This window comes from Pseudomonas sp. GW822-FHT06B12 (assembly GCF_058799675.1).
Window position 1 is genome coordinate 173,003 of sequence record NZ_JBXALR010000001.1, and the last position, 18,318, is coordinate 191,320.

Sequence of the window (18,318 nt, forward strand, 5' to 3'; positions counted from 1 at the left end):
CGATGCCATGCAGCAAATAAAACATGCGAGTAGTACTAATAATACTGACAGCACCGTGATCAAGGTTGTGTCAGCGGAAAATACGTTGGCATGGGTAACGCCGGCTGAAAATGAAGTGTTCAATATTACGCAGGATGCCACGCTACCCGATATTATTTTCGAGTTCCGGGCGCAAGTCGAAGGCGATTGTAAATGGTCGTGGGCGATTGAGTGGAAGGCGAAAGCCAGTGGGTTGAAAGAGCGGGCGCGAAAGGGCGGTGTCCTGCAAACCTTCAAGAAGTCAGGTGCGTTTGTCAGTCGCAACAGGGTATGGACGGCTAATTTTTCTGAAAAGATTCTTGGAGGCAAGCTGACGGTGACGGTGATCGTCGGTCAAAAGACGTTGGTGAGAACTGTTGTGATAAAGGGGCAGAATCCAACCCCGGAGAGTGTTGCCAACTATGTCGCTACCCTCGAAGATATGACCGGTTTCGAGAAACTTCTGCAACAGGAAACCAACTCTAAACACTTTATTGAGTTTGATGGTCAGCCAATTGTTGCTTTCGATAAAGGTTACGGTATCACGCAAATGACCAATCCTGCACCGTCCTACGAACAGGCGTGGAACTGGAAAACCAATATCCTGGCGGGATCTTCTATTTATAAGGACAAAGTGCGGACCGCCAGGAAATATCTTGGGCAGGCGGGCAGAGCTTATACGGATGATCAACTGCGGCATGAGGTATTCAGCCGCTGGAATGGCGGTTCCTATCATGAGTGGGACACTGCTTCAACGTCCTGGGTCAGGAAAAAGAACGTCTTGTGCGACTCCAATACCGGGAATATTGGCTGGTCGATGGATAAAAAGAAGAACAAAGACAAGACGGAGGCTGAACTGCGTAAGCGAGATAAGGATACCTACAAGAACGGCAAGGATGGACAGTCGGATGATCACCCGTGGGAGTATAAGGGGGTGTGCTATGCCGATCATGTTCTTGGTCAGTAAGTTCAGAGGGCTCACGGTTGTTTTGTTGCTGGCTTTAGTGGCGGTGGGCAATGCTTTTGCAAGTGTTGCAATGCCTTGGGTTGGCAATAAGGATGGGCGGGCGCATATGGAAATGGAAGACGGAAGTGTTTATGAGCTGAAGTTGTTTTCCGATGTGGAGGGTGTGTTTTATGACAAGAGTAAACATAAGCTTGAGGACGGTTTTTATATTTCGCTGTTCCAGGTGTCATCCTCCAGTCCTGGTAAGCCTGGAGGGTTTTGTGGCGCGGGCAGCGAGGTTTGGCTTTATGTGTATAAAGTGACAGGCACAACGTTAAGTGCGCAAGCAAGGGTCTTGGTGAGTAGTTGCCTACGCTCTGTTTCAATGGCAAGCCAGAATTCTGGAGAAGAAACGCAAGACTCCGATTTCTCTTCGGTGCAATGGAATGCAAAAGGATTTTCCATTGAGTGGTTTGACAATGTTGATGCCGCTGGACGGCCGTTAAGCTCAACGAACTATGTACTGCAGGACGGTGTTTTTTCGCCACAGGAAGTCTTGAGTAAATAAAACCAGAACAAGTAGTTGCCCGGTTTATTTTTAAAGAAGGAATAAGGACATGAAAGGCATCATCCGCATTGGCGACAAAACGACTGGAGAGGGCACTGTTCTCTCGGGCTCCACAGCCATGCTGTTCGGCGGTATCGGTGTGGCGCGCCAGGGTGACCCGGTGCGCTGCCCGATTCCAGGCCATGGCGAGACGGAGATCGTCGAGGGGCATCCGGTGTTTCGCGACAATGGCGTCCCGATCGCGTTTCACGGGCATCGCTGTGGTTGCGATTGCACGTTAATTTCGTCGCTGCCTGAAGCAGGCGCGAGCTAGCCATGCCGGTCAGACTGGATCAAGTCCCTGCTCTGGCGTTGCGACCAGTACGTCCTCGTGTCTGGCTTTGGCTCGGCGTGCTGCCGCTGTTTTTGGTATCGGGTGTGGGGTTGACCTTCATATTTGGTACTCAAGCGTTGCGCCAGCAGCCAATCAGCTTCTGGGCGCTGGCCTTGGGCGTGCCATTTTTGGGCTGGTGCGTGCTGGGTTTCGGGCGAGTACTGCTGTACATCGGCCGACAACGCGCAGCCGATGGTTGGGATGACGCCCGCGAGGAGGACTTGGTCCGCAAAGTTCGTCGAGGTCGACGCTCCCAGCAAGTGTTGAGTGTGAGCCTGCACACCGCCCTTCGAAAGCCAGGGGAACCGCCAGCAGCACAACTGGATGCCTTGCTGAGCGGGACCAAGGCTCTCAAGACTCAACCGTCCTGGCTGGGCGGAGCAACGCTGCGCCATAGTCGCTTGTCTGGCGATGCGGATGAAGACCCCGAACTCGCGCTGTTGCGGGTGCTGGCGCAGGTGCTTGACGACCTTTCACAAACCCTGGCGCAGGTGGCTGACGATACGCCGCTGGCATTGTTGTTGGAGGTCGATAGCTGTTTGCCGGAGAACCAGTTGCGCCGAGCCTGGCAACAGGCATGGAGTGAGTCCGGTATCCGCCAGTCGACAGTACCCGTGGAGAGTAGTGGACCGGCCGCGCTGGACCAGTGGCTCGACCAGCGCATTGCCGATCAGGCGTTATTGCTGGTGGTGGCGTTACAGTTTGCACCGGGACAGCCCGAAGGTACGGCAGAAGTGGCGGCAGGGCTGTTGCTAGGCAATCGGATGACGCAAACCACTGTGCCGCCGCTTGCCTACCTTCACCGTCCCGAAGAGCAGCGCGAGCCGACCACCGACGCGTTGCTCCATGCCACGCGCCAGGCTCTGGACTGGGTGCCGCTGCAAGCGAAATCAATCGGGCATGCCTGGCGGGCCGGGATTGATGCACAGCGCGATGCGGCAATAAACACGGTACTGGCGCAAGTACCGATGCCGGTGCAGCACAACCAGCGGTTTTGCAACCTGGATCCGTTGTTGGGGCATTCGGGCACAGCGTCACCGTGGTTGGCCATCGCTGCCGCGACGCAGACCGTTCAGCGCGGCGCTGGGCCGCAATTCATTTTCAGTGGTGGCGGCTCCGTCGAGGCGGGGCTCTGGAGCATGGTCTTGACGCCTGTGCCACCGCTTTCAACGTAGGAATCTCGAATGCATTTTCGACGCTCTGCAGGGTTGGGTGTTCTGGTCGGCGTGCTGTTGCTGACTGGTGTGGTCTTGGGTGTGCTGGTTTGGCGTCACCCTGAGTTGCTGGGTATTCGGTCCGGTGGTGACCGGCAAACAATTTGGCTGCTGGTGATATCGGCTACGACCTTTGTCGTGCTGATGTTCCTGGGTGGTTACCATCTGCTGGGACGTCAGTTGGGGCGTTCGGTTTACCGCCGACAGGAGGCGGATGATTTGCGCGAGCCTGCGCACGCTACCCTCGCTGAATCTCCAGATGCTCAGGTTGCGCAAAGGGTCGCCTCGGTTAACGCGTACCTGCGCGATCACCACGGCTTCTTCTGGCGCCACAAAGTCCGCCTTTTACTGATCGTCGGCGAGCCGGCGCAGATCGAAGCCATCGCCCCCGGCCTGACCCAGGAGCACTGGCAAGAAGGCCAGGACACGGTGCTGCTGTGGGGCGGCAGTGTGCAGTCCAATCGGGATCAGTCGTTACGTGAGCGGTGGCACGGGCTGAGCCGCTGGCGTGCGCTGGACGGGGTGGTCTGGGCGCTGGACAAAGCGCAGAGCGCCGATGCGCTGGCGATGGGCGCTGGCGTGCGTTGCCTGCAGGGTTTGGCCCGTGAGCTGCGCTGGCAGTTGCCGCTATCCCTGTGGCAGGTCTGCGACAGTCAATGGTCGCAGGCCACGCGCGAAGTGCAGCCGGTCGGTTGCCGGTTGTCCCCGCGGTTTACCGCTCAGGAACTGGAAAGCAGCCTGGGTCAGTTGCTGGAACCCTTGCGCCAGCAGGGCCTGGCGCAGGTACAGGTAGCGTTGGGCCATGACTTTTTGTGGCGCCTGTCCCGCGATTTGCAGGTCGAAGGCATGGCCCGTTGGCGCCAGGCGCTCGCGCCCTTGCTCGGTCAGTTTGCCCGTGGCGTGCCGCTGCGCGGGCTATGGTTCAGCCTGGCGTTACCGGCGGCGCGGCCCAAAGCCCAAGGTGAGCTTGAGCACGTTTGGCCGCTGGACCCGGCCTGGGCGGGTGTGCTTGGCGACAAGGCCGGCCACATCCGCCGTCTGGGCTGGCCCGCCACGCGGGTCGGCTATGCGCTGGTGCTGGGTGTTGCGCTGGTGTGGGGCGCAGGGTTGCTGCTGTCGTTCGTCAGCAACCGCGCGCAGGTCGCTCAGGTGCAGACCTCATGGGTGTCCCTCGAACAGTCGGGGAACGGCGATGCGCAACTGCAAGCGCTGAATGAACTGGTGCGCGAGTTGGCGCGTCTGGATTACCGCGCCGAACACGGCGTGCCCTGGTACCAGCGCTTTGGTCTGAACCAGAATCAGGCCCTGCTCGAGGCCCTGTGGCCGCGCTATGTCGAGGCCAACAATCGGCTGCTGCGCGACCCGGCAGCGGCCAACCTGCAACAGCAACTCAGTGCCCTGGTCAAGTTGCCTGCGGACAGCCCCGAGCGCGCCAGGCGTGCCCGCGTCGCCTACGAGCAACTCAAGGCCTACCTGATGATGGCGCGTCCGGAGAAAGTTGACGCGGTCTTCCTGGCCAAGGCGCTGGGCAACGCCGAACCTGCGCGGGCGGGGCTGTCGCCGGGTCTCTGGCCGTTCTACGCAGAGCATCTGGCCGCGCACCCAGACTGGCGCATCGAGGCCGACCCGACGCTGGTCGCTCAAGCCCGGCAGGTCCTGCTCGGCCAGTTGGGCCAGCGCAATGCCGAAGCCAGCCTGTACCAGAAGGTCCTTGACGCAGCGGCCAACCATTACCCGGCGATGAGCCTGCCACAGATGGTCGGCGACACCGATGCCCCGGCGCTGTTCGCCACCAGGGCCAGCGTACCGGGGGTGTTCACCCGTCAGGCCTGGGAGGGCCAGGTGCGTCAGGCCATCGACGACATTGCCGAGGCACGTCGCGAGGAAATCGACTGGGTGCTCAGCGATAACCCCGTCGACCTCGCCGCCGAGCTGACCCCGGACATACTCAGAACGCGCCTCACCGAACGCTACTTTCAGGACTACAGCAGCGCCTGGCTGACCTTCCTCAACCGCCTGCGCTGGCATCAGGCCGCTAGCCTGGCCGAGGTGATCGACCAATTGACCTTGATGAGCGATGTGCGCCAGTCGCCGCTGATCGCTCTGATGAACACCCTGTCGTATCAGGGCCAGGCCGGAACCCGCAGCCAGGCCTTGACCGACTCACTGATGAAGTCGGCGCAGAAGCTGATCGCGCAGGACAAGGTGGCGGTGATCGATCAGCAGGCGCAGGGACCGGGCAGCCCGCTGGACGCCACCTTTGGGCCCTTGCTGGCCTTGTTGGGCAAGGATCCTGAAGACCCCGAAGGCAAGAGCCGCAACGACAGGCTGAGCCTGCAGGCGTTCCTCACCCGGGTCACGCGCGTGCGCCTGAAATTACAGCAAGTGAGCCATGCGCCCGATCCGCAGGCAATGACCCAGGCCCTTGCGCAGACCGTGTTTCAGGGCAAGAACGTCGACCTGACCGACACCCAGTCCTATGGCAGCCTGATCGCCGCCAGCCTGGGGGCGGAATGGAGCGGGGTCGCTCAGACCCTCTTTGTGCAGCCGCTGGAGCAGGCCTGGCAGCGCGTGCTGCAACCCTCGGCTGCGGGCCTCAACAGCCAGTGGCAGCGCGCCGTCATCCGCGACTGGCACAGCGCCTTCGCCGGCCGCTACCCCTTTGCAGCCACCGCCAGCGACGCTTCATTGCCGATGCTGGGGCAGATGATCCGGGCTGGCTCCGGTCGCATCGAGCAGTTTTTGCAGCGTGAACTGGGCGGGGTCTTACGCAAGGAAGGCAGCCGTTGGGTGGCCGATCCGCGCCATAGCCAGGGCTTGCGTTTCAACCCGAAATTTCTCACGGCGATCAATCAGCTCAGCCACCTGGCCGATGTGCTCTACACCGATGGCGGCATGGGGCTGAGTTTCGAACTGCGGGGCAAAGCCGTGCGCGACGTGGTGCAAACCACCTTCATCCTCAATGGCGAGCAACATCACTACTTCAACCAGAAGGAAAGCTGGCAACGTTTCAGCTGGCCAGGCCGCAGCGACTATCCCGGCACGAGCCTGAGCTGGACCAGCGTTCATACCGGCGAGCGCCTGTTCGGCGATTACCAGGGCACCTGGGGGCTGATCCGCTTGCTGGAGAAAGCCCACATCACTCCGTTGGACGACGGCGACAGCCACTACCGCATGGTCCTCAAGGCGCCCGATGGCCTGGGCCTGACCTGGCATTTACGCACCGAACTCGGCGCGGGACCGCTGGCCCTGCTCAAGCTGCGGGACTTCAAGCTGCCACCGCAGATATTTCTCAACGAGAGCGGTGCAGCGGTGCCCTATGCGCAAAACGGGAGGTTTGAATGAGTCTGCGCACGTTGATCGCTCGTTGCCTGGGTGAGCGCGATGCCCTGTCCCTTGCCCGTGTTCAGGCAGAACGCTGGCAATCCTGGTTACAGCCCATCAACGCTGACTCGCCGGTAGGCGAGGATCCGGGATACGACGATGACTTCCAGCGCATGCGTGAAGAGGTCAACAAACTGTCCGGGGCGGATGCGGAACGGGTGGTGCAACTGGCGCAGCAGCTCCTGACTCACACCTGCAAGGATCTGCGTGTGGCCACCTATTATCTTTGGGCGCGCTTGCACAAGGACGGTGAGGCGGGGCTGGCCGACGGTCTGAGCTTGCTGGCCGCACTGGTTGAACGTTACGCGGCCGAGGTGCTGCCCGCACGGCCCAACAGCCGCAAGATGGCTCTGGAGTGGCTGACCTGCAGCAAGGTGTTGGACAGCCTGTCGCGGTATCCGGAAGTGGTGAAGGGCGAGGCTGAGCGCACGGTGGCGGCGCTGGCCTGGCTGGAGCATGGCCTGGCGGCCTGGCCGGAAAATCAGCGTCCCGCGCTGGATGCACTATACGGCGCGTTGTCCGCCAGGCTGGCGCAGTCCGGCGGGGTGGATGCGCTGGTGCCGCAGAACAGTGCCAGTCATGAGTCGAACGCTCAAACGGGCGCACCGACCGCCGCGTCCATCAAATCCGGGCGCGATTTGTTGGACAGTGGCCGGGCCCTGGCGGGTTATCTGCGCGAGCAGCCTCAGGGCTGGCTGGCGGCCCACCGGTTGATGAAGAGCCTGCGCTGGGACACCGTGCACCAGGCACCGTCCCAGGAAGCCAACGGCAATACTCGCCTGGCGCCGCCGCGTGGCGACTATCGGGCACAGCTCAAGCGGTTGTATCTGCAACAGAGCTGGACTGAATTGCTCGATCAGATCGAGCGGGTGTATGCCGAGGGCGTGAACCATTTCTGGCTGGACCTGCAGTGGTACCTGTACCAGGCGCTGAGCAAACAACCCGCCCCCCAGAACTGCTGGGCCGATATCGTCAAGCGTGATCTGGGTATGTTCCTCGAACGCCTGCCGGGCCTGGAAGGGCTGTGGTGGAGCGACGGCAGCCCCTTCGCCGACGAGGCCACCCGCGAGTGGATCACCCAGCACGTCAGTGGCAATCGCCCTCAGCAGTGGCTACCCGCATCGGTGGTGGCGCCGACAACCGGCGATGCCGAGATTCTGTCACTGGAGGGCGAAGCCCTGGCACAGGCCGACAGCGACGGCGTGGATCAGGCGTTGGCCTGGCTGGCCGCGCGCCCCGGCGTACACACAGGGCGGCAGCGCTGGTTGCTGCGCCTGCTGATGGCGCGGGTGGCCGAGCAATACGGCAAGAGTGATCTGGCCATCCACCTGCTGGGCGAATTGGATGCCATTGCACAGCGCCAGGCTCTGGCTGAGTGGGAGCCCGAACTGAATTTCGAGGTCAAGGCCCGTCTGCTCAAGCTATTGCGCTTGAAAGCGCAGCGCAACGATGTCGACAAACCCTCCCTGGCTCGGCGGATGGAGGCGTTGTTGGCGGCGCTGGTGGCCATTGACCCGGTACGCGCCGCAGTGCTCTGCGGCTAACCCTCATTCATCAGGATCCTTTCTTTGAGCATGGACAATCTGACACTGCGTTACTTCGACGCCGAGATGCGCTATCTGCGCGAGGCCGGCAAGGAGTTTGCAGACGCCTTCCCCGATCGGGCGGCGCAGTTGAACCTGGATAAACCGGGAGCGCACGATCCCTATGTGGAACGTCTGTTCGAGGGCTTTGCCTTCTTGATGGGACGACTGCGCGAGAAGCTCGACGATGACCTGCCGGAACTGACTGAAGGCCTGGTCAGCCTGTTATGGCCGCATTACCTGCGCACCATTCCCTCGCTGTCGATTGTCGAGCTGGCACCCGAACTCGAGCAGATGAAGCATAGCGAGCTGATCGCCACAGGCTTTGAAGTGCTGTCGCAGCCCATCGGGCCGCAGGGCACTCGTTGCCGCTATACCACCACCCAGGATCTGACGCTGCAACCATTGGCTCTGGAGTCTGTACGACTTGCTCACGAGCCGGACGGTCGCTCGCTGCTGCGTCTGCGTTTTGCCTGCGGCGCGTTGACGGACTGGAGTCAAATCGACCTGAGTCGGATACCGCTGTATCTGAATGCCGATGCCCCGCTGGCCAGTGCGCTGCATCAGGCGCTGACCCTGAACGCTCAGGCGTTGTATGTGCGCCTGCCGGAGTTTGATCGTCAGTTGCTGGACGGCCATTTTGCACCCAGGGGTTTCGCCGAGGAAGATCGCCTGTGGCCTAAGGGCGACAGCGCCTTCAGCGGTTATCAATTGCTGCTGGAATATTTCACCTTTCGCGAGAAGTTCATGTTCGTGACCCTCTGTGGGCTGGAACAACTGGACATCGCTCCGGGTACGGCCTGGTTCGAACTCGAAGCGGTGCTTCGCGAGCCTTGGCCTCATGCGTTTGATCTGAGCACCGAGCATATTCGCCTGCATGCCGTACCGGTGATCAATCTGTTCCCGCTGGACGCCGACCCGCTGACCCTGGTGCCCTTGCAAACCGACTACCTGCTGCGGCCCATGCGTTTGCAGGACGGTCATACCGAGATTTATTCGGTGGATCGGGTCACCGCCTCGAAAAACGCCGAGCGGCAAGACTTTGTGCCATTCACCAGCTTTCGTCACAAGGGCGGAATGCTGCGTGATGAGGCGCCTGAGCGCTACTTCCATACGCGTTTGAAGCGTGGCGCCAATGGTCTGCATGACACCTGGCTGATCCTGGGAGGCGAGGGCTTTGAAAAGGATCGGTTGCTCGAGAGCGAAAGCCTGTCGTTGTGTCTGACCGGGACCCATGGGCAGTTGCCGCGCAAGGCGCTGCAAAGCACGTTGCTCGATACCCTGGTGCAATCCACCCAGGCCGGCTTGCGGGTACGCAACCTGTGTGCGCCGACCTTGCCGTGCTACCCGCCGAATCGCGACCGTTTTCATTGGCGAGTGCTCAGCCACCTGGGCTCGAATTTCCTGCCGATGCTCGATAGCGCCGAGGTATTGCGAGGCACCCTGGCGCTGTACGACTGGACGGGCAGCGAGCTGAACCGACGCCGGCTGGCGGCGATTGTCGAGGTGAGCCATCACCTGATCCAGCGCTTTGAGAAAGGCTTCCTGCTACGCGGGGTGGATATCGAAGTCACTCTGGATGCCAATGGCTTTTCTGGCGAGGGTGACATCAGCCTGTTCGGCGAGATGCTCAACCGCTTCTTTTGTTTGTACGCCGACATTCACCTGTACACCCAGCTCACGCTGATCTTGCAACCTACTGGAAAGTGCCTGCGATGGAACGAGAACCACAGTCAGCGTATTCCCGGCTAAAGGCCAGCGGTTTACTGGAGACATTGAAGGGGCGGGTGGCTGAGGCCAATCTGTATCGCTTCTGCCAACTGCTGGAACAGGCATTGCCGAATCACCCAAAACTGGGCAGCACCGCGCACCCGGCGGATGACTCCGTACGCTTTCGGCCCGACCCTGGCATGGGATTTCCTGCTGGCGAACTGAAAGCTATTGAAACCGACGCGGATGCCCCAGAGCATCCGGCCACCGTGCGCACCCGTCTGCTTGGCCTGTACGGCATCGACTCGCCGCTGCCGACGGCTTTTCTGGACGATATCGCCCAGCGTCGGGAGGGGCATGAGGCACTGGAAGCCTTCCTCGACATTTTCAATCACCGGATCTTCACGCAGTTCTACCGTATTTGGCGCAAGTACTCCTATCCGGCCACGTTCGAGGCAGGCGGTACCGATGCAACCTCGCAGTGCCTGCTGGGGCTGATCGGCCTGGGGATTCCCGGCACCGCCAACCAGATTGGTACACCGATGTCGCGCTTCCTGGCGCTGCTCGGTGTGATGCGTCTGCCCACCCGTAACGCCGAAGGCATCATCGCGCTGGTCAAGCTGTTGGCGCCCAACACCAGGGCACGGGTGACCCCACACTGGCCGCAGAAAATTGCCCTGGCGCATCCGGCCAGCCTGTCCACGAGTTGCCCGGTGAGTTTGTCCCAAGGCACGCTCTTGGGCAGTGTCGGACACGACGCCAACAGCCAGTTGCACCTGGCGCTGTTCACGGAGGACCGAGAGGAGGCCCTTGGCTGGTTGCCGGGTGCCCAGTTGCATAACGACCTGCTGGTGCTGTTGCGTGTGTATCTGGGCTGGCGTTGCACCGCAAAGCTGCAGTTGTCGCTGCCGGTACACCGCCTGCCGGAACCGGTGCTGGGGCGAGCGCCGGTACGGCTGGGCATGACCGCTGTGCTGGGTTTGGGCAGCGAGGCCTGGCAGGTCACAGAGCACGACACCATCACGATAAATTTGGGCCGGTACCAAGGCCTGCAAAGCAACCCCCAGAATAGGGAGATACAGCATGTCGCGTACCGTTTGTAATTCATGGGTGCTGGCGACGCTCGCTGCACTGCTTGGCGGTTGTGGGCTGACCCAGACCGTGACAGACACCACTGCATCCACTGCCAAGGCGATCTTCTACAAGCAGGTGAAAACCCTGCACCTGGACTTTAGCGGTCGAGCGGCGATGAACATCGATGCGACGGACATGAGCGCGTTGTCAGTGCCGACGTTGGTGCGGGTGTATCAGCTGCGCGATAGCAAGGTAGTGGAGCAGGCTACTTACGACCGTTTGCTCAGCAATGACGATAGCCTGCTGAGCGCCGACCTGCTCGACAAGCAGGCAGTGGTGGTGAAACCCGAGGGGGGGACACAATTGAACGTCCCCATGCACAAGGACGCGCAGTTCGTCGTGGTGGTGGCGTTATTTCGCACGCTGGATACCCGGATAAACACATGGCGCCTGACATTGAGTCGCGATGACCTGGATCCGGACCGGGCACGCGTGATCGAACTGGGGGACAACCGGTTGACCCTGCGACCTGTGGTGAAGGACTGAACCATGACCGAGCTCAACCCTTCGCTCTACGAAATGCTCCTGCAGAATTTCGACGGCGAGCTGGACCTGCATCAAGTCGGCGAAGAGGACCAGTACATCCTGTCGGTGCTCGACAATCTGCAACGCATTCTCAACAGTCGAGCCGGCACGCTCAGTCATCTGCCGGACTACGGTCTGCCGGATATGGGCCTGATCCTGCAAGGCCTGCCCGCCACGGCGCATGGGCTGATGAGCACCATGGCCGAGACCCTGCTCAAGTACGAGCCGCGTATGGCAGCAGTGAGCATCGAACTGCTGCCGCAGGATCTACCAGGTCATTTGGAATATACCCTGGACATGCAACTGAAAGGGGGCAGGCGGGTGACCTTCGGCACAACCCTGGCGCCCGAGGGCAAAGTGTTGGTGCGTCACCTGAAGCGGCAGAACTACCTGTCGAAGTCGTGAAACCTCTAACGGAAAGGATGCTGGATGTCGGCCTTGTTTGAAATGCGTATTCGAGTAGGCGGTGATCCGCGTAGCTTTGCCGAGTTTACGGCGCTACGTGATGAACTGGCCAAACTGAGCCACCGGGCTTGTCCGGATGTGGATTGGGCCAAGGTGGAGCAGTTGTGTCTAACGTTATTCCAGAAGAACGGGGCGGAACTGCAAACCGTGGCCTCTTTCACGCTGGCTCGTAGCCAACGACACGGCCTGGATGGCATGGCGCAGGGGGTGGCGCTGATAGAGGCGCTTGCTTGCGAATGGCCGCGCTTGTGGCCGAGTAAGGCGTCAGTGCGCCTGGATATCCTGGCTTGGTTGTTCGCTCAACTGCAGCCGTTGCTGCGTAGCGTGGAACGGAATACACAGAGTCTGCCAGCGCTTGTGCATCTGGACACTGAACTGGAACTTTTGAACACGCGCTTGGATCGCCTGACGCAAGTTCCTCTGGTCACGTTGCAGGCTCTGCGTCAGCAGGTCGCCAGCCTGATCCAACGCCTGGAGCAAAACAATTCGTTGAGCAAGATATTACCGCAGTCGATGAGGGGACCTGAACCGGCATTCGTGATGCCTATTGTGATCCTGCCGGCCCCCTATCTACCACCGTCGGGTTTAAGTCCGAAAACAACGAGGCGTCGTATCACCCTGTGGCTGTTTGCAGTGACCGCTACGATCGCCCTGGCCAGCGGATTATGGTGGAGGGTCTGGCTGACAGGTCCGGACAGTGATGGTGTGTACCGCCTCGTGAGCATCTTTCAGCAGGAACAGACTATTGCTGAACCAGTGCGTCTGGACAGCCTGTCACTGTTCGATGCCGGCAGTGCCGAGCTCAAGTCTGGCTCGACCAAGGTGCTGGTCAGCGCCTTGGTCGACATCAAGGCCCGGCCAGGCTGGCTGATCGTTATCGCCGGGCATACCGATGCCACGGGAAGCGCTGAGCAGAATCTTCAGTTGTCTCACGCCCGCGCTTCTGCCGTGCGTGGCTGGATGCAACGCATGGGCGACATCCCCGACAGTTGCTTCGCGGTCCAAGGGTTCGCTGCCAGCGATCCGATCACCAGCAATGACACTGAGGCTGGACGCACGGCCAACCGTCGTGTCGATATCCGTCTGGTGCCACAAGTGGGGGCCTGTGTGCAGCCCGCTATTGAACTGCGGGGCTCATAAAGATGAGCCCCGCAGGCGGTCAGACATTCCCCGACAGATTTCCTGTGTTACGCGCGGCGCGGTGCTTCAAGCGGGCGGTGTGCCATCGTGAAACATGGTCTTCAGTTGTGCGCGTAGTTCTGGCGAATCGACGTGCTTGTGAACCGTGACTGCATGCTGCGCGGCGGCTTCCAGCAATTCCTTTTCAGAATCGGCGGACAGCGCGACAGAACACTTGGTTGCGCTCGGAAATTCGCGGCAATCGATGTATTTGCGCGTCATGATGTGCTCCTCCATACGAAGGCAGGCCTGCACCTGCGTGAACGACTGCTCGATACGCCACGAAGTCCATCAAACACGATTGCGCGTCGCATCGAGTTTGCTAATCCATAAAGTATAGGTCGATCGCAGGATCGCCAAAGGCACTTAAGGCGTACCGAACATCGCCGTCCAGTAAATCCCCGCGTCACTTTTCGGATCAATCGCATAAGCCGCGCCCAGCTCGCGGAACTGCGGGTTCATCAGGTTGGCGCAGTGACCGGGGCTGGTCAGCCAGCCATCGACCACCTTGCGTACGGTGTCTTGCCCGGCGGCGATGTTCTCGCCGATCTGCTGGCCGGCGTAGCCTGCCAGTTCAGCCCGATCACCCGGCGTGCGGCCATCGCGGTCCTTGTGGTCGAAGAAGTTGTTATTGGCCATGGCACGGGTGTGGGTCTGGGCAGCCGTCGCCAGCGTGGCGCTCCAGGCAAGTGGTTGCGTGGCGGCAAAGGATTGAGCGCCGCACTGGCGCGTTTGCTTGCGGGCAGTGTTGATCAGGTCGAGCAGCTTCTGTCCTTCCGCCTGCCAGTCGCCCAGGCGGCCGGTCAACAGCGGACGCGCCAGCACAATACGCCATGCATTTCCCTCGCGGCTGACGCCGATATCGACGAACTGCGGGTCCAGCACCACCTGACAGAAGCTTTCGCTTACGGCTTTCATGGCCGATTGCGCATCTCGCGGCCCGGACAACGTGATCGCCTGTACGCTGACCATCGGATAAGCCGTACGCGCCAGTGCCTGTTGCAGGTCACCGACATTGTTGCCGGACAGGATCAGGCGCGGGTCGGCCGCAAGCGGTGGCAGCTCCTGCGACACTTGGCCTGCGCAGCGCTGCACCTGGCTGCGGTAGGTATTGATCGACTCGACCAGTTGTGTCTCTTCAGTCGCCGTGGCCGTGGCGACGAACACCAGTCCCAGCGAAAACGCAGCAAGATGCATAACGGATGATATGACGCGCATGGAACTCTCCTTGAGCTGACTGCGCTCATGATGCGCGAATGAACCCCACCCAGTGCAATGCCTTTTTATGCTGAAGCCGATTTTGTCTTCGGCGTCATGAGACGTCAGCGGGGAGAGAAGGGCGGGTTGCCAGAGCTCGGGATCCCCGCGCGATGACGAGCGCAGCGGTGATCAGCGCCAGTGCGACAGCAAAGGTGATCCGCATACCGCTGGCAACCGCCTGGGGACTTACCGTTGTGCTGTCGGTCGTCGCCGATGCGAGTACGAACACCGCGCCCAACACGGATGCACCGGTGATCAGCCCGAGATTGCGCGACAGGTTGAGCATGCCGGAGATAACGCCGCGTTGATCCGGGGGAATATCGGTCATGACCGCGGTGTTGTTGGCCGTCTGGAACAGTGCGTAGCCGATGGTGATGACGATCATGGGGGCGATGTAGCCGCAGATACCGAACGACTCCGGGATCACCGATAGGCTGAGGCAGCCGGCTGCCACTGCGATGAGTCCGAAGAGGGTCATGCGTTGAGCGCCAAAACGGTCCGCAAGGCGACCTGCGGGCACCCCGGCCAGCGCCGCGAAAAGCGGCCCGGCCGACAAGACAAGTCCAGCAAGAGCAGCGTCAAGCCCGAGCGCATGCGCGAGATAGAAGGGCCCGACCACCAGCGTCGCCATCATCACCGTCGACACGAGCGCGCTCATGGCAAGGCTCCCGCTCAGCACGGGATCGCGGAACATCGCCACTCGAATCAACGGTGATGCGACTTTCGCTTCGACGAGCACGAAGCAGCCTGCACCAAACACCGCAGCCATCAGCAGGGCCATGTTCAGCGGACCGAAACTGCCGCGCCCAATCGTCATGGCCAGCGCATAAGCCGCAAGCGTCAGAACCAGCAGCAGTGTGCCGCAAGGATCGAAGCCGGCCCGAACAGTCTTCGGCGTTTGGCTATCGGCCGGCAGGTAGCGCTGCGCGAGCAGAAACGTCAGGAGTCCCAGCGGTACGGTGATCAGGAAGATCGCCCGCCAACCGAGGCCGGCGATCAGCACGCCGCCGAGCGATGGCCCCAGCGCGGTACCCATCGCAGACATCGTCCCGAGCAAGCCCATGGCGCTACCGGTCCTTGCCTTCGAAACCGTCTCGCCGACAAAGGCCATGGTCAGGGCCATCATGATGGCGGCGCCGAGACCCTGCAGCGCCCGGGCGGCAATCAGCAGCCAGAGCGTGGGCGCGAAGCCGCACAGCGCCGAGGCCAGCGTGAACAGGAGGACTCCGCCCAGTAGCAGTCGTCGACGACCAGTAATGTCACCGAGCCGTCCGACGCTGACGATCAGGGTGGTGATGGCCAGGAGATACGCGATAACGATCCATTGGACTTCCTGGAAGGAGGCGTTGAAAGCCTGTGCCAGCGTCGGCAAGCCAACATTGGCGATGCTGGTGCCAAGCGAGGACAGCAGCATGGATAGCGAAAGGCTGGCGAGCGCCCACCGAGCTGAAGGTGTCTGTTGCGAGCGTTCTGCTGCTGCCTCAACGCGTCCTGCAATGATTGGCTTCATCATGTCCCCTTTGTCTGGCAACTCCCGAAACGGAGCTGTCAGAAATCTACGCCTGCGCATAACATGGCGGAAGACGCAGCATTTGCACTTTATTCGTGCGTTTGACGCGCTATCACCATTGCGCCATTCCAGGGGCGATACATGTCGACACCTGATCTCAACTTGTTGGTCACCCTTGATGTGCTGCTCGCAGAAGGCAGCGTTGCGCGCGCAGCGAAGCGCTTGCGGCTGAGTCCGTCGGCGATGAGTCGGGCGCTGGCGCGACTGCGTGAAACGACCGGCGATCCACTGTTGGTCAGGGCCGGACGTGGTCTCGTTCCCACCCCTCGAGCGCTTGAACTGCGCGAGCAGGTCAGTCAGCTCGTGCAGGACGCCGAGGCGGTTTTACGTCCTGCTGAAAAGCTCAACCTCGACCAGTTGGTCCGCACGTTCACGCTGCGCACCAGTGAAGGGTTTGTGGAGAGTTTCGGTGCGCCACTGATTGCCCGCGTTGGCGAGCAAGCGCCCGGCGTGCGGCTGCGCTTCGTGCAGAAGCCCGATAAAGACAGCACGCCACTTCGCGACGGGAACGTCGATCTGGAAACGGGGGTGGTGGGGAACGACTATGGCCCGGAGATACGTACGCAAGCGTTGTTCCGGGACCGTTTCATTGGCGTCGTGCGCATGGGGCACCCACTGAGCCAAGGCGAGATCACGCCCGCCCGTTATGCGGCGGGCAGGCACATTTACGTCTCCCGGCGGGGGCTCGACAAGGGACCTATCGATGAAGCCTTGAAGCCGCTCGGGCTTGCGCGGGAAGTGCTGACCATCGTCGCCGGCTTTTCGACCGCGCTGGCTCTCGCCCGGGCCACGGACCTGATCGCCAGCGTCCCTGAACGGCACACCGCCAACCTGCGCGTCGGCATGCACAGCTTCACGCTTCCACTCGCCATACCGACGTTCACCGTCTCAATGCTCTGGCATCCACGGCTGGATGCCGACCTGGCGCATCGCTGGTTGCGTGGGTGCCTTCGGGAAGTGTGTGCGCAGCAGTGCAGCGATTCGTTTACAGACTCAGGCGCGCCGGGCTTTGTTATTTCCGGGGACTGGGCAGGATGAGGTGTCAGCTCTTGCAGGATGCTTGTGTGCAACGTGGGGAATGGTCTTTGTGTTCAGCTCACCAACGTAATCCATTCGGCGCCATCGCGTTTCAGGATTGCAGCTTGCAGGCCGACCGGAGGTGGGGCCACGCCGAGTTTTAGACACCACAATTCAATCTGCTCGACCCGCAATTCGATCACCACCACGTCCGGGTCAAATGGTCCGCCAGGGAACCACACGTCTGAATTCTTCCGCCACAACGTGCTCTTGAGTGCCGGGTCGTGATCCAGCATTTTTGCTTGTCCAAGCAGTGTCACGTACGCATGATCTTCATCACATTGGTAAGACAGGGTCATTCGCCCAGTGTGTTGCATTTCCTGGACCTTGCGACATTGCCGCCCCGTCAGGAAACGCACCGACCAGTGTTCGCTCAATGAATAGGGTTCAACGATACGAGCATTCGCATGGCCCGCTTCGGTAACGGTAATTGCCATGCAATACGGCACTTTGGCAACGATGCTGCGGGCTATGTGAAGAAGTGATTCGGTCTTGTCGGTCTGCATAAGCTCTCTTCCATAGGGAGGCAGCCATAGATTGCTCAATAAGGCGATACAACGTTGTAAGGTGTTGAGCGGATAAATGTTTATTGCTGGTTTTAAACTGATCATCGACGCTGGCAAACGGCTAAGGCAGCCGTTCAGGTTCTGGAAAATAAAGGTGTTCTGATTTTCAATCAAAAGCTAGCGGGAACGGCTTTACCCACTATTGTGAATACCTCCCTATAAGGTCATCCGGTCGCCGCAATGACTCTCCGGGGGGCTGGCCGCTCCCTGCACGACCGTCCCTTTACCACCTCAAACAAGAGATCCCCATGGCAAACCACGACCTCACCTTCATCCCCGACCCCGACCCGGAATCCATCTCATCCGATGTCGCCGGTTTCGGTGGCCTGCTGGTCTCCACCCAGATCCCCACCCGCGCCGACGGTAGCCTGGAGCTGGGCGGTATCGCCCTGCAGAGCGAGTGCACTCTGCAGGCGCTCAAGGTAGCGCTGGAGCGCGCCGGCAGTTCCATGGACCGCGTCCTGCATCTGACCATCTACCTCACCGACATGGCCGACCGCGCCGCTTTCAACGAGGTCTATCAGCGCTTCTTCGCCAAGCCCTGGCCGGTTCGCGCCGCCGTTGGCGTGGCCGCCCTGGCAGTTGAAGGCATGCGCGTGGAAGTCACCGCGATGGCAGCCAAGGGCTGAGCGCGCAGGCTTATCCCGTGAGCGTGTCCGGCGGCCCCGCTCAGCGAGCGGCCGCCACCGGGCAGCACACGGTGGTGATCAAGCGTTACGCCGCGACAATGCAGAGGCTCTGAAGAC

General features: G+C 60.9%; 16 protein-coding genes and 1 pseudogene. 13 read left to right on the forward strand and 4 right to left on the reverse strand.

The features are described 5' to 3' along the window. The first annotated feature begins 7 nt into the window (after positions 1 to 7). From AC1RKH_RS00855 to AC1RKH_RS00905, 11 genes are read left to right on the forward strand one after another with little or no spacing between them, the layout of a single operon-like run. Positions 8 to 985, forward strand: a complete 978-nt coding sequence (locus AC1RKH_RS00855; protein ID WP_493060703.1) for a hypothetical protein — start codon at positions 8 to 10, stop codon at positions 983 to 985. Continuing rightward, positions 960 to 1,532 carry a hypothetical protein gene (locus AC1RKH_RS00860; RefSeq protein WP_493060704.1) on the forward strand — a complete coding sequence of 191 codons (573 nt, stop codon included), beginning with the start codon at positions 960 to 962 and terminating at the stop codon, positions 1,530 to 1,532. Before AC1RKH_RS00855 ends, AC1RKH_RS00860 begins: the two co-directional genes overlap by 26 nt. Before the next feature lie 49 nt (positions 1,533 to 1,581). After that, on the forward strand, positions 1,582 to 1,845 hold the full coding sequence (locus AC1RKH_RS00865) for a PAAR domain-containing protein (protein ID WP_493060705.1): 264 nt from the start codon (positions 1,582 to 1,584) through the stop codon (positions 1,843 to 1,845). Between the two features lie 2 nt (positions 1,846 to 1,847). Further along, the gene (locus AC1RKH_RS00870) at positions 1,848 to 3,080 is read left to right on the forward strand and encodes a hypothetical protein (RefSeq protein ID WP_493060706.1); all 1,233 of its coding nucleotides are present in this window, start codon (positions 1,848 to 1,850) and stop codon (positions 3,078 to 3,080) included. A 9-nt stretch (positions 3,081 to 3,089) separates the two neighbouring features. Further along, the gene (locus tag AC1RKH_RS00875) at positions 3,090 to 6,464 is read left to right on the forward strand and encodes an ImcF-related family protein (protein ID WP_493060707.1); all 3,375 of its coding nucleotides are present in this window, start codon (positions 3,090 to 3,092) and stop codon (positions 6,462 to 6,464) included. After that, positions 6,461 to 8,047 (forward strand): type VI secretion system protein TssA, encoded by a 1,587-nt coding sequence (tssA, locus tag AC1RKH_RS00880; RefSeq protein ID WP_493060708.1) that lies wholly within the window; start codon positions 6,461 to 6,463, stop codon positions 8,045 to 8,047. Before AC1RKH_RS00875 ends, tssA begins: the two co-directional genes overlap by 4 nt. Before the next feature lie 24 nt (positions 8,048 to 8,071). Further along, positions 8,072 to 9,838: a type VI secretion system baseplate subunit TssF gene (gene tssF, locus AC1RKH_RS00885; protein WP_493060709.1), complete on the forward strand. Its 1,767-nt coding sequence runs from the start codon at positions 8,072 to 8,074 to the stop codon at positions 9,836 to 9,838. Continuing rightward, on the forward strand, positions 9,802 to 10,899 hold the full coding sequence (gene tssG / locus AC1RKH_RS00890) for a type VI secretion system baseplate subunit TssG (protein ID WP_493060710.1): 1,098 nt from the start codon (positions 9,802 to 9,804) through the stop codon (positions 10,897 to 10,899). Before tssF ends, tssG begins: the two co-directional genes overlap by 37 nt. Beyond that, complete coding sequence (tssJ, locus tag AC1RKH_RS00895) at positions 10,880 to 11,416, forward strand: type VI secretion system lipoprotein TssJ (protein WP_493060711.1); 537 nt, start codon at positions 10,880 to 10,882, stop codon at positions 11,414 to 11,416. The genes tssG and tssJ overlap by 20 nt, the downstream gene beginning before the upstream one ends. A 3-nt stretch (positions 11,417 to 11,419) precedes the next feature. Then, the gene (tssE, locus tag AC1RKH_RS00900; RefSeq protein WP_493060712.1) at positions 11,420 to 11,860 is read left to right on the forward strand and encodes a type VI secretion system baseplate subunit TssE; all 441 of its coding nucleotides are present in this window, start codon (positions 11,420 to 11,422) and stop codon (positions 11,858 to 11,860) included. A gap of 24 nt (positions 11,861 to 11,884) precedes the next feature. Further along, entirely contained in the window at positions 11,885 to 13,060 is a 1,176-nt protein-coding gene (locus AC1RKH_RS00905; RefSeq protein ID WP_493060713.1) for an OmpA family protein, read from the forward strand. A gap of 47 nt (positions 13,061 to 13,107) precedes the next feature. On the opposite strand, the pseudogene AC1RKH_RS00910 reads toward AC1RKH_RS00905, so the two are convergent. The 3 genes and pseudogenes from AC1RKH_RS00910 to AC1RKH_RS00920 form a co-directional block, all read right to left on the reverse strand. After that, positions 13,108 to 13,321, reverse strand: a pseudogene (locus AC1RKH_RS00910) (DUF1059 domain-containing protein). Between the two features lie 144 nt (positions 13,322 to 13,465). After that, positions 13,466 to 14,317: a CAP domain-containing protein gene (locus AC1RKH_RS00915; protein ID WP_493060714.1), complete on the reverse strand. Its 852-nt coding sequence runs from the start codon at positions 14,315 to 14,317 to the stop codon at positions 13,466 to 13,468. Between the two features lie 94 nt (positions 14,318 to 14,411). Next, entirely contained in the window at positions 14,412 to 15,869 is a 1,458-nt protein-coding gene (locus tag AC1RKH_RS00920) for an MFS transporter (RefSeq protein ID WP_493060715.1), read from the reverse strand. 141 nt (positions 15,870 to 16,010) lie between these two features. Between AC1RKH_RS00920 and AC1RKH_RS00925 the strand changes: the two genes are divergently transcribed. Next, entirely contained in the window at positions 16,011 to 16,967 is a 957-nt protein-coding gene (locus AC1RKH_RS00925) for a LysR family transcriptional regulator (protein ID WP_493060716.1), read from the forward strand. 53 nt (positions 16,968 to 17,020) lie between these two features. Here AC1RKH_RS00925 and AC1RKH_RS00930 read toward each other — a convergent pair whose 3' ends face one another. Continuing rightward, on the reverse strand, positions 17,021 to 17,686 hold the full coding sequence (locus AC1RKH_RS00930) for a pyridoxamine 5'-phosphate oxidase family protein (protein WP_493060717.1): 666 nt from the start codon (positions 17,684 to 17,686) through the stop codon (positions 17,021 to 17,023). Between the two features lie 134 nt (positions 17,687 to 17,820). Between AC1RKH_RS00930 and AC1RKH_RS00935 the strand changes: the two genes are divergently transcribed. Beyond that, the gene (locus tag AC1RKH_RS00935) at positions 17,821 to 18,201 is read left to right on the forward strand and encodes a RidA family protein (protein ID WP_123425508.1); all 381 of its coding nucleotides are present in this window, start codon (positions 17,821 to 17,823) and stop codon (positions 18,199 to 18,201) included. Positions 18,202 to 18,318 lie beyond the last annotated feature (117 nt).

Bases quoted from the DNA above. Each gene is read 5' to 3' on its own strand.
- AC1RKH_RS00870 (WP_493060706.1), top strand. From the start codon at position 1,848: ATGCCGGTCAGACTGGATCAAGTCCCTGCTCTGGCGTTGCGACCAGTA.
- tssJ (WP_493060711.1), top strand. From the start codon at position 10,880: ATGTCGCGTACCGTTTGTAATTCATGGGTGCTGGCGACGCTCGCTGCA.
- tssA (WP_493060708.1), top strand. From the start codon at position 6,461: ATGAGTCTGCGCACGTTGATCGCTCGTTGCCTGGGTGAGCGCGATGCC.
- AC1RKH_RS00925 (WP_493060716.1), top strand. From the start codon at position 16,011: ATGTCGACACCTGATCTCAACTTGTTGGTCACCCTTGATGTGCTGCTC.
- AC1RKH_RS00855 (WP_493060703.1), top strand. From the start codon at position 8: ATGCAGCAAATAAAACATGCGAGTAGTACTAATAATACTGACAGCACC.
- tssG (WP_493060710.1), top strand. From the start codon at position 9,802: ATGGAACGAGAACCACAGTCAGCGTATTCCCGGCTAAAGGCCAGCGGT.
- AC1RKH_RS00920 (WP_493060715.1), bottom strand. From the start codon at position 15,869: ATGAAGCCAATCATTGCAGGACGCGTTGAGGCAGCAGCAGAACGCTCG.
- AC1RKH_RS00875 (WP_493060707.1), top strand. From the start codon at position 3,090: ATGCATTTTCGACGCTCTGCAGGGTTGGGTGTTCTGGTCGGCGTGCTG.
- tssE (WP_493060712.1), top strand. From the start codon at position 11,420: ATGACCGAGCTCAACCCTTCGCTCTACGAAATGCTCCTGCAGAATTTC.
- AC1RKH_RS00860 (WP_493060704.1), top strand. From the start codon at position 960: ATGCCGATCATGTTCTTGGTCAGTAAGTTCAGAGGGCTCACGGTTGTT.
- AC1RKH_RS00905 (WP_493060713.1), top strand. From the start codon at position 11,885: ATGTCGGCCTTGTTTGAAATGCGTATTCGAGTAGGCGGTGATCCGCGT.
- AC1RKH_RS00935 (WP_123425508.1), top strand. From the start codon at position 17,821: ATGGCAAACCACGACCTCACCTTCATCCCCGACCCCGACCCGGAATCC.
- AC1RKH_RS00865 (WP_493060705.1), top strand. From the start codon at position 1,582: ATGAAAGGCATCATCCGCATTGGCGACAAAACGACTGGAGAGGGCACT.
- AC1RKH_RS00915 (WP_493060714.1), bottom strand. From the start codon at position 14,317: ATGCGCGTCATATCATCCGTTATGCATCTTGCTGCGTTTTCGCTGGGA.